The sequence below is a fragment of the Pseudomonas agronomica genome (assembly GCF_025917275.1).
Classification (GTDB): Bacteria; Pseudomonadota; Gammaproteobacteria; order Pseudomonadales; family Pseudomonadaceae; genus Aquipseudomonas; species Aquipseudomonas agronomica.
Genome location: NZ_JAOSHO010000212.1, coordinates 1 through 8,525, shown reverse-complemented (window position 1 = coordinate 8,525; position 8,525 = coordinate 1). Strand labels below are relative to the sequence as shown.

At 60.8% G+C, this 8,525-nt stretch carries 8 protein-coding genes; 5 read left to right on the top strand and 3 right to left on the bottom strand.

Features of this window, described 5'->3' with window-relative positions; translation table 11 throughout:
* Both OC610_RS15900 and OC610_RS15895 read right to left on the bottom strand, forming a co-directional pair.
* Nucleotides 1–816: aldo/keto reductase (locus tag OC610_RS15900; RefSeq protein ID WP_264428940.1), on the bottom strand; the 816-nt coding region annotated here is incomplete at its 3' end.
* A 172-nt stretch (nucleotides 817–988) separates the two neighbouring features.
* Entirely contained in the window at nucleotides 989–2,137 is a 1,149-nt protein-coding gene (locus tag OC610_RS15895) for an aldose epimerase family protein (protein ID WP_264428939.1), read from the bottom strand.
* A 299-nt stretch (nucleotides 2,138–2,436) separates the two neighbouring features.
* On the opposite strand from OC610_RS15895, the gene OC610_RS15890 reads away from it, so the two are divergent.
* The 4 genes from OC610_RS15890 to OC610_RS15875 all read left to right on the top strand — a co-directional run bounded on the left by OC610_RS15890 (nucleotide 2,437) and on the right by OC610_RS15875 (nucleotide 6,193).
* Nucleotides 2,437–3,186, top strand: a complete 750-nt coding sequence (locus OC610_RS15890; RefSeq protein ID WP_264428937.1) for a hypothetical protein — start codon at nucleotides 2,437–2,439, stop codon at nucleotides 3,184–3,186.
* Nucleotides 3,187–3,294: 108 nt separating this feature from the next.
* Nucleotides 3,295–4,080 (top strand): sulfite exporter TauE/SafE family protein, encoded by a 786-nt coding sequence (locus tag OC610_RS15885; RefSeq protein WP_264428935.1) that lies wholly within the window; start codon nucleotides 3,295–3,297, stop codon nucleotides 4,078–4,080.
* Between the two features lie 69 nt (nucleotides 4,081–4,149).
* Nucleotides 4,150–5,508, top strand: a complete 1,359-nt coding sequence (locus OC610_RS15880) for an erythromycin esterase family protein (protein WP_264428934.1) — start codon at nucleotides 4,150–4,152, stop codon at nucleotides 5,506–5,508.
* A gap of 136 nt (nucleotides 5,509–5,644) precedes the next feature.
* Entirely contained in the window at nucleotides 5,645–6,193 is a 549-nt protein-coding gene (locus tag OC610_RS15875; protein ID WP_264428933.1) for a DUF4174 domain-containing protein, read from the top strand.
* A 59-nt stretch (nucleotides 6,194–6,252) separates the two neighbouring features.
* On the opposite strand, the gene ampC is transcribed toward OC610_RS15875, so the two are convergent.
* The gene (gene ampC / locus OC610_RS15870; RefSeq protein ID WP_264428932.1) at nucleotides 6,253–7,401 is read right to left on the bottom strand and encodes a class C beta-lactamase; all 1,149 of its coding nucleotides are present in this window, start codon (nucleotides 7,399–7,401) and stop codon (nucleotides 6,253–6,255) included.
* Nucleotides 7,402–7,627: 226 nt separating this feature from the next.
* Here ampC and OC610_RS15865 point away from each other — a divergent pair, with 226 nt between their 5' ends.
* Nucleotides 7,628–8,506 carry a Dyp-type peroxidase gene (locus tag OC610_RS15865; protein ID WP_264428930.1) on the top strand — a complete coding sequence of 293 codons (879 nt, stop codon included), beginning with the start codon at nucleotides 7,628–7,630 and terminating at the stop codon, nucleotides 8,504–8,506.
* The last annotated feature ends 19 nt before the right edge of the window (nucleotides 8,507–8,525 follow it).

The window sequence follows — 8,525 nt, the reverse complement described above, 5'->3', positions numbered from 1 at the left end:
CATCGCCAACCGCTGCTTCCCCTGAGGTTGAGGAAACACCAAGTCCAGCGCCGCCAGATCTTGGGGTTCTAGCCGCAGGTCCGCCGCTTCGGCATTCTGGCGTACATGTTCAGGCTGCACGGCCTTGGGAATGGCGATCACATTGTCCTGGCGCAACAGCCAGGCCAGGGCGATCTGTGCCGGCGTTGCGCGGTGGCGCTCGGCGATCTGCTGCACGGTGTGATCCTTGAGCAAATGCCCGCCCTGGCCAACCGGGCAGTAAGCCATGATCGGCATGCGTTGCCGTTGGCTCCAGGGCAGCAGGTCGAATTCGATGCCTCGCTCTTGCAGGTTGTACAACACCTGGTTGGTGGCGCAGGCAGGCGCGGCCAGCTCCTCAAGGTCATCGACGTCAAAGTTGGACACACCCCAGCGCCCGATCTTGCCTTCTTCGCGCAGCCGCTCAAATGCCTCGACGGTTTCTTCCAAGGGGTATTGGCCGCGCCAGTGCAGCAGATAGAGGTCGATGTAATCGGTGTCGAGCCGCCGCAGGCTACGTTCGCAGGCGAGCGGAATGCCTTTGCGACTGGCGTTGTGGGGATAAACCTTACTCACCAGGAATACCTGGTCGCGCAGGCCGGTGATGGCTTCGCCAACGACTTGCTCGGCACCGCCCTCGGCATACATTTCGGCGGTGTCGATCAGGGTCATGCCCAGCTCGATGCCCAGGCGCAGGGCCGCCACTTCCTTCTTGTGATGGGACGGTTCTTCACCCACGCGCCAGGTGCCCTGGCCGATTACCGGTACGCAGACGCCGGCCAATTCCAGAGTTCTCATTCACATCTCCTGTTGTGCGGGTCGATAAAGCCTGTGGCAGCAGAATAGACCAGGCGTTCAGGTTTGATTCGCGTCGCAATGCAGCGAGGGATGCTCCGGGTTCGAAAAGCATGACGCAGAGCGTCACAGGAGGCGTTCCCACGCAGAGCGTGGGAACGATCGGTCGATGGGATTATTCCGCCGAGAACTTCAGCACCATGGCCTGGGTGTAGGTCTGGCCCGGATCCAGTCGCGTGGTCGGGAAGTCCGGCTGGTTCGGCGAGTCGGGGAAGTGCTGGGTCTCCAGGGTGAACGCGCCCCAGTGCGGATAGACCTTGCCTTGCTTGCCCTTGACCGTGCCATCGAGGAAGTTGCTGGTGTAGAACTGCACGCCGGGTTCAGTGGTAAAGAGCTGCAGGCGCCGCCCGGACTTCGGATCCCGGACGTCGGCGGCGAGTTTGCCGACGTCACCCTTGGCGTCGAGCACCCAGTTGAAGTCGAACCCACCTTGTTTCGGTTCGGCGAACTTCAACTGCGGATGGTCGGCCTTGATATGAGTGCCGATCGCGGTGGGCTTGGTGAAATCCATCGGCGTACCGGCCACGGGCGCGAGTTCGCCGGTGGGAATGAGCTTGGCGGTCACCGGCGTGTAGCGGGACGCGTGCAAGGTCGCGACTTGCTTGAGAATGTCGCCATTGCCCGCACCTGCCAGGTTGAAATAGCTGTGGTTGGTCAGGTTCAGCACGGTCGGTTTGTCGGTGGTGGCCTTGTAGTCGATGCGCAACTCGTTCTGGTCGTTGAGGCTGTAGGTGACATCGGTCTTCAGGTTGCCGGGAAAGCCCATCTCACCGTCCGCCGACACATACGTCAGGGTCACGCCGACCGAATCCTTGCCATTGTGGGGTTCGGCTTTCCATACCCGCTTGTCGAAGCCTTGCGGTCCGCCGTGCAAGGAATTGTCCTTGTCGTTCTGCGGTACCTGGTAGCGCTTGCCGTCCAGCTCGAAGGCGCCGCCCGCCAGGCGATTGCCGAAGCGGCCGATGGTTGCGCCGAAGTAAACGGTGCCGTTCTTCTGGTAGCCCTGCACGTCGTCGAAGCCGAGCACGATGTCGTCGGTCATGCCGTTTTTGTCCGGCACGATCAGCGACTGGAGAATCCCGCCATAGGTGATGACGGCAGCCTCCATGCCGTTGCTGTTGCGAAGCACGTATTTTTCAACGGGCGTACCGTCATTGGTCTCGCCGAACGCAACGCGTTCATTGGTCAGACCGGCGGCCTGGGAAGAGGTGGCAATCATCAGAGAAACTCCGAGGGCCGTGAGCAGATGTCTGGATTCAAGCATGGTGTGACCTTCCTTTCCTGTTGTTTTGTTGTTGTTTTTAACGTGGTCGAGTCCGTTACTTGGTCGGACAGCGATGAAGGTTTTTCTGTTCAGTAGTCTTTCTATTTACGGGTGGAGAAGGGATTTATAGCTATAAATTGGGAATTATCAATTAAAAAGTAATACTAATTGATCGAAGCGAAGCTCGCCGAGGCGTGAGCTTTTGCATCGGTCACCGCACTTTTGCGGTTTTTGCCGCTCTATCCATGGCCAGGAAGCGGCGACCCCGGACCGCTTCCCCATGCCCAGACCGAGATTCGATGGCCGGTGTTCTACATTCCGTGATGATGGCGCCACGTCGCCGTGGCTTGCTGTTAGCGGGGCTGTTACTGCTGCTGTGCGGCGGGTGCAGCCATCAGCAAAGCCAGGACATGGTCACGCAGTTCAGCAACACCAGGCCCCAGGAGTTCTTGCAGACCAGCGTCGACCGCATGGCCACCCTCTCGATGCACGACAACCTGCAGAGCCTGTACCTGTTGATGCATAAGCTTTACCTGCGTAACCCCGAAGAGTTGCGCAAGTCAGGCTTTCTCGACGCTCGCACGGCCGTCAAGCAGGTTCGCCAAGCCATCGAACAGCAGCAGCCCTTGCCGGCCCTGGGCAACAAAAAAGACCTGGCCGCCCTGAGCTATGCGATGAGCCCGGAGTTTCTCGGCGATCGCGTCGGTGCATTCATCTATGCCATTGGCAGCATGCTGGTGACGGCCCATGGCAACCGCCTCGAGTTCTATATGACCGACACCATCGATCCGCGTTTCGTCAGCAACGCCGCGCGCAATATCGAAAAAGCCACGTGGCTGCTGGGGCAGCGCCAGAACAAGGACGGCACGCCGATGCTGTTTTCCAATGAAATTTCGGAGGAGGGCAGCAACTTGAGTTTCGCCGTTGAGTTCGGAAAAATCGTAGCGCGCCTGGACCTGCTGACGCAGATGCTTGATGAGCGATACCGGCGCATCGGGTTGAATTACGCCCAGAGCCTGTTGTTCCTCAATTTTCTGCCGGTCCAGTAGCCCAGGCAAAAAAGGAATAAACATAGATCACATCGATATAGGGGGTTATAAGAAAAATCGCTATGCTCGCGGCCAGATTTTTCATGCGGTCGCGCTGAGACGGGTTTGATGGATTTCGGTAGTGTCGGTTTAGTCGTAGCGGGCCTGGTGGTCGGTTTCATCGTCGGGATGACCGGTGTCGGTGGCGGATCGCTCATGACCCCCATACTTTTATGGTTCGGTATCAACCCCGCTACGGCGGTGGGTACGGACCTGCTGTACGCGGCCATTACCAAGTCTGGCGGCGTGCTGGTCCATGCAAAAAATCGCAACATCGATTGGGCCGTCACTGGTTGGCTGACATTGGGCAGCGTGCCGGCGGTGGGACTGACGTTGTGGTTCCTCAGCAGCCTGCACAGCTCGCCCGATGCCATGAACGCTGTGATCAAGCAAGCCTTGGGCTTCGTGTTGTTTGCCACTGCCCTCGCGATCCTGTTCAAGAAGCGCCTCCTGCAATTCGCCCACGACCGCGCCGGCGGCCACTACAACCCCAGCGGCTCGCGGCTCAACGCATTGACCGTCATCACTGGCCTGGTGCTGGGCACGATGGTCGCGTTGACCTCTATTGGTGCTGGTGCCCTGGGCACTGTCGCGTTGTTCATCCTTTATCCGTTCCTGGTCACCAAGCGCCTGGTGGGCACTGAAATCGCCCATGCCGTGCCACTGACCCTGGTGGCGGGCCTGGGCCATGCGAGCATGGGGAACATGGACTGGCACATCCTGGGCTTCCTGCTGATCGGTTCGTTGCCGGGCATCTACCTGGGGAGCCATTTGTCGGGACGCATTTCCGATGAACTCCTGCGGCCTTGCCTGGCGGTGATGCTGGCGATGATCGGCTTCAAGCTCGCGTTCTGATTTGATCGGAGTCATGCGTCCATAGCCACAGTCATACCTGTAAACCAGGTACTGATGAGGCCACGATCCATGAACAGCCCAGCCAGAGATCTGCTGCAACGCCTGCGCCGCCGTCGCGCCGAACCGCGCACCGACATCGCCGATATCCTGCGTCATCACGCCGAACCGCTGCCCGCCGAGGACAGCCCGGCGTTTGGCGAGATGTTCGATCGCTTCGCCGATGCCAAGGTCGTGTTGATCGGCGAAGCGAGCCATGGCACCCACGACTTCTACCGCACCCGCGCCGCCATCACCCGGCACCTGATCCAGCACCACGGCTTCGGCATTGTCGCTGTCGAAGCCGACTGGCCCGACGCCGGGCAAATCGACCGCTGTGTTCGCCATCTCGGGCCCTCGGCCTGGAAACAGCAGGCTTTCGCGCGGTTTCCAAGCTGGATGTGGCGCAACACGGACATCCAATCGTTCGTCCGCTGGCTGCGCGATTACAACCTTGGGCAGCCTGACGCCCGGCGCGTGGAATTTCGCGGCCTGGACGTCTACAGCCTGCGGCATTCCATCGACGGGGTGCTTGATTACCTCGACCAGCATCATCCTCACCTGGCCCGGGATGCCCGGCACCGCTACGGCTGCCTGACACCCTGGCACGACGACCCGGCGCTGTATGGTCATTTCACCGAGCGCGGCAACCTGGCGACCTGCGAGGACGCCGTAGTCGAGCAGCTCAACACGTTGCTCGCCGAGCGCCTCGACCCGTTGATCCAGGATGACGAAGGCTTTTTCAGCGCCCTCCAGAATGCCCGGGTGGTGCGCGCCGCCGAGCAGTATTACCGCGCCATGTATCGCGGCGGCAAGTCCTCCTGGAACCTGCGGGACCGGCATATGTTCGATACCTTGCAAAGCCTGCTGGAACATCGCGGGCCCGAGACGAAAGCGGTGGTCTGGGCGCATAACTCCCACATCGGCAATGCCGCCGCGACACGCATGGGCTGGGAAGGCGAGTTCAATATCGGACAGCTGTGCCGAATGGCGTATGGCCGCGACGCGGTGCTGCTGGGCATGGGCACTGACCGTGGCAGCGTGGCGGCGGCCGATGACTGGGACGCGCCGATGAAAATCAAGCCAGTGGTTCCGGCGTTAGCCGGCAGTTGGGAGCGGGAATTTTTGCAAGCGGGCGTGCGGGCGTCGCTGACCGACTGGCGAACGGCGCCTGACGAAACACTGCTGGAGGCGTTGTCCGAGCCGTTGCTCGAACGTGCCATCGGCGTAATCTACCGTCCTGAAACCGAACGCCAGAGCCATTATTTCGAAGCGGTACTGGCGGAGCAGTTCGACGCCTGGCTGTGGCTGGAGCAGACCGAAGCGGTCACGCCGTTGCCGACGCCGCACACACTGGAGCATGAAGAGGACACGTTCCCGTTCGGCCTCTGAATGCGCTGTGTCGCGGTTGCGCTATGGGGCCGCTGGCCTAAGCTTCAAGGCAGGCCTGCGCGGTAACGGGCGACTCTCGCGGAACAATCGCCGCCATGTGCAATCAGTACAGCGTAAATATCAAAAGGAGAGGCGCATGCTTATTCGGTCGTTGACCTTCGCTACCTTGCTGGCCTTCGTCGGCCCCCTGTTCGCCGCGGATGGCGACTCACCCCTGGTGGCGGAGATGGGCAAGACCCGCCCCTTGATCGTCATCGCGCCCAGCACCGTCGACCCCGCCTGGGTCAACCTTAAAAAAGCCCTGGATGAACCGGCGGGCAAGCAGGGCTTCTCCGAGCGGAACATGGTGCTCTACACCGTCCTCAATACCATAGGCCAACGGGATGGCAAAGACCTCGATCCGCAAAGCACCATGGCACTGATTCGTTCTCTGAAGTTGGGGGCCGGTGCGCAGACCAAGATCATCCTGGTGGGCAAGGACGGCGAGAAGAAGCTTGAGCATTCCGGCGCGATCGAGCTGAAGGAACTGTTCGACACGGTCGACAAACTGCCTGCGACTGAAAAAGAAGCCGCAGCCCCAACGCCACCCCCCGCACCAGAACCGGCACCGGCCAAGGATACGAAAGGTGCCAAGTCGGGCAAGACGGCCAAGCCGGCGGCTGCGCCGCAGCCATTGGATGATTGATTCCAATAACCACGACGTCCCTTGTGGCGAGGGAGCAAGCTCCCTTGCCACAGCGGACCTTATTGCTGTTCCAATGCCATCAGGATTTTGTACGCGGCCTTCACCCGTTCTTCATTCGGATAGTTTTTGTTCGCCAGCATCACGATCCCCATGTCCTCCCCAGGTATGAATGCCACATACCCGCCGAACCCGCTGGTGGACCCGGTCTTGTTGATCCAGGCGCCCTTCGACGCGGGCTCGGATGGGGCAAGCGGTTCGATTTTTTTCGAGGTCAGGGCCATTTCCTGGGTGTTGCCGGCGAGCAGGTCATCCAGGGTGAACGGGGCGGGGTAGAACTCCCAGCCCAGCCCCTGGTGCATCCCTCCGACCCGGTACAAAGCGGTGTGGGTCGTGACAATGGCCTGTTTCAAGTCGGCGTTCAGGTGTTCAGGCCGCAGGTTGGCTTCGACGAAGCGAATCAGGTCCGATGAACTGGTCTTGATCCCGTAGGCCTCGGAATCCATTGCACCGGGACCGACCCGCACGGTTTTGCCGTTCTTTGCGTAACCTTGGGCGTATCGTTTCCACTGGTCTTGGGGAACCCGCACGTAGCTGTGCTTGAGACCCAATCCGGGTAGTAACGTCTGCTGCATCACGTCGTCAAACGAACGGCCCAGGCTGCGCGCCGCCAAATGGCCGAACAGGCCAATGCTCGGGTTCGAATAAAGTCGCTGGGTACCGGCGGGATACAGCGGTTTCCAACCCTTGTAGTAACTGAACATCCGTTCGGAATAGTCCGAATCCGCTGGAAATTGCAGCGGCAGGCCGCCCGCAGTATAGGTGGCCAGATCAAGGAGGCGAATGTTCTCCAAGGCTGTCCCGCTCAGTTCGGGGGCGTAGCGGCCAGCAGGGTCAGACAGTCGCAGTGTGCCTTGGGCTTGGGCGTAGGCGCCGAGCGTAGTGGTGAACACCTTGCTGATCGAGCCCACTTCGAACAGAGTCTGGTCGGTGACAGGCTTTTTCGTATCCTTCACGGCGACGCCATAATTGAAAAAGCGACGTTGGCCGTTGTGGGTAATGGCCACCGCCATGCCCGAGATGTCCTGTTGCTTCATCAAGGGCTGAATGACGGCGTTGACCGTCTCTTCAATGCGTTCCTGGGCAAAGACCGCTGGCATCGCGCCGGCCAGTAAAAATGTCCCGGCGAGTATCGATTTGACAATTTGCATGGTGGACCGCTCTCGTTGGCCTACTTGAGGGACGTCAATCTAGGGGGTTTATGGCTGCCCGACAATCCGGTGCCATCGTGCCGAGAGTCGTTTCCGAGCCGTCCGACAAGCTCAACGGAAGGTTCCCACAAAATCACCCGGTAGCCGGAAGCGACCAGCCTCCAAGCGAAACGACACAAAGCGGCAGCCGCCGGGTAAACTCGCGACTCTTTCTAGAGGAGTTCCCATGAGTTACTACCAGCCCGGCATTCTCGCCACCCCTGTTCCGCCTCAGGCTCGTCATCTGTTTTTTGCCCTGGAATCGGTCGAGGCACTGCCGGCTGCGATCGATAAATTGCTGCTGCAAATGGATGGCCGCGCGGTCGTCGGTTTCGGCGAGTCGCTGGTGCAGGCTTTGGGGGCTCAGGTTGAAGGCCTGCGTGCGTTTCCCGCGCTGGCCGGTGTCGGCGTGGATAACCCGTCGACCCAGCATGCGCTCTGGTGCTGGTTGCACGGCGAGGACCGGGGCGAGTTGATGCACCGTAGTCGCGCCCTCGAAGCGGCGCTGGCACCGGCCCTGCGCCTGGTGCAGATGAACGAAACCTTCCGCCACATGACCGGCCATGACCTGACCGGCTACGAAGATGGCACCGAAAACCCCCACGATGAAGCGGCCGCTGCCGCCGCCCTGGCCCAGGGCGTGGATGGAGTGCGCGGGGGTAGCTTCGCCGCGATCCAGCAATGGCAGCACGATCTGGACGGATTTGCCGCGATGCAACCCCATGAGCGCGACAACATCATGGGCCGGCGCTTGAGCGACAACGAAGAAATCGAGGAGGCGCCGGAGTCGGCCCACGTCAAGCGTACCGCCCAGGAGAGCTTTGCCCCGGAGGCTTTTGTCGTGCGCCGTTCCATGCCGTGGATCGAAGGTGATCGCGCTGGCCTGATGTTCCTGGCGTTCGGTTTTTCCCTGGATGCGTTCGAGGCGCAACTGCGCCGCATGAGCGGCCTGGAAGACGGCATCACCGATGGCTTGTACCGCATGAGCCGACCGATCACCGGGGGCTATTACTGGTGTCCACCGTTGCTGGACGGACGCCTGGACTTGCGCGCACTGGCCCGCTAGGGAGCGCTGCCGCCCCGAT

Bases quoted from the DNA above. Each gene is read 5' to 3' on its own strand.
- OC610_RS15895 (WP_264428939.1), bottom strand. From the start codon at position 2,137: ATGCTTGAATCCAGACATCTGCTCACGGCCCTCGGAGTTTCTCTGATG.
- OC610_RS15890 (WP_264428937.1), top strand. From the start codon at position 2,437: ATGGCCGGTGTTCTACATTCCGTGATGATGGCGCCACGTCGCCGTGGC.
- OC610_RS15885 (WP_264428935.1), top strand. From the start codon at position 3,295: ATGGATTTCGGTAGTGTCGGTTTAGTCGTAGCGGGCCTGGTGGTCGGT.
- OC610_RS15880 (WP_264428934.1), top strand. From the start codon at position 4,150: ATGAACAGCCCAGCCAGAGATCTGCTGCAACGCCTGCGCCGCCGTCGC.
- OC610_RS15875 (WP_264428933.1), top strand. From the start codon at position 5,645: ATGCTTATTCGGTCGTTGACCTTCGCTACCTTGCTGGCCTTCGTCGGC.
- ampC (WP_264428932.1), bottom strand. From the start codon at position 7,401: ATGCAAATTGTCAAATCGATACTCGCCGGGACATTTTTACTGGCCGGC.
- OC610_RS15865 (WP_264428930.1), top strand. From the start codon at position 7,628: ATGAGTTACTACCAGCCCGGCATTCTCGCCACCCCTGTTCCGCCTCAG.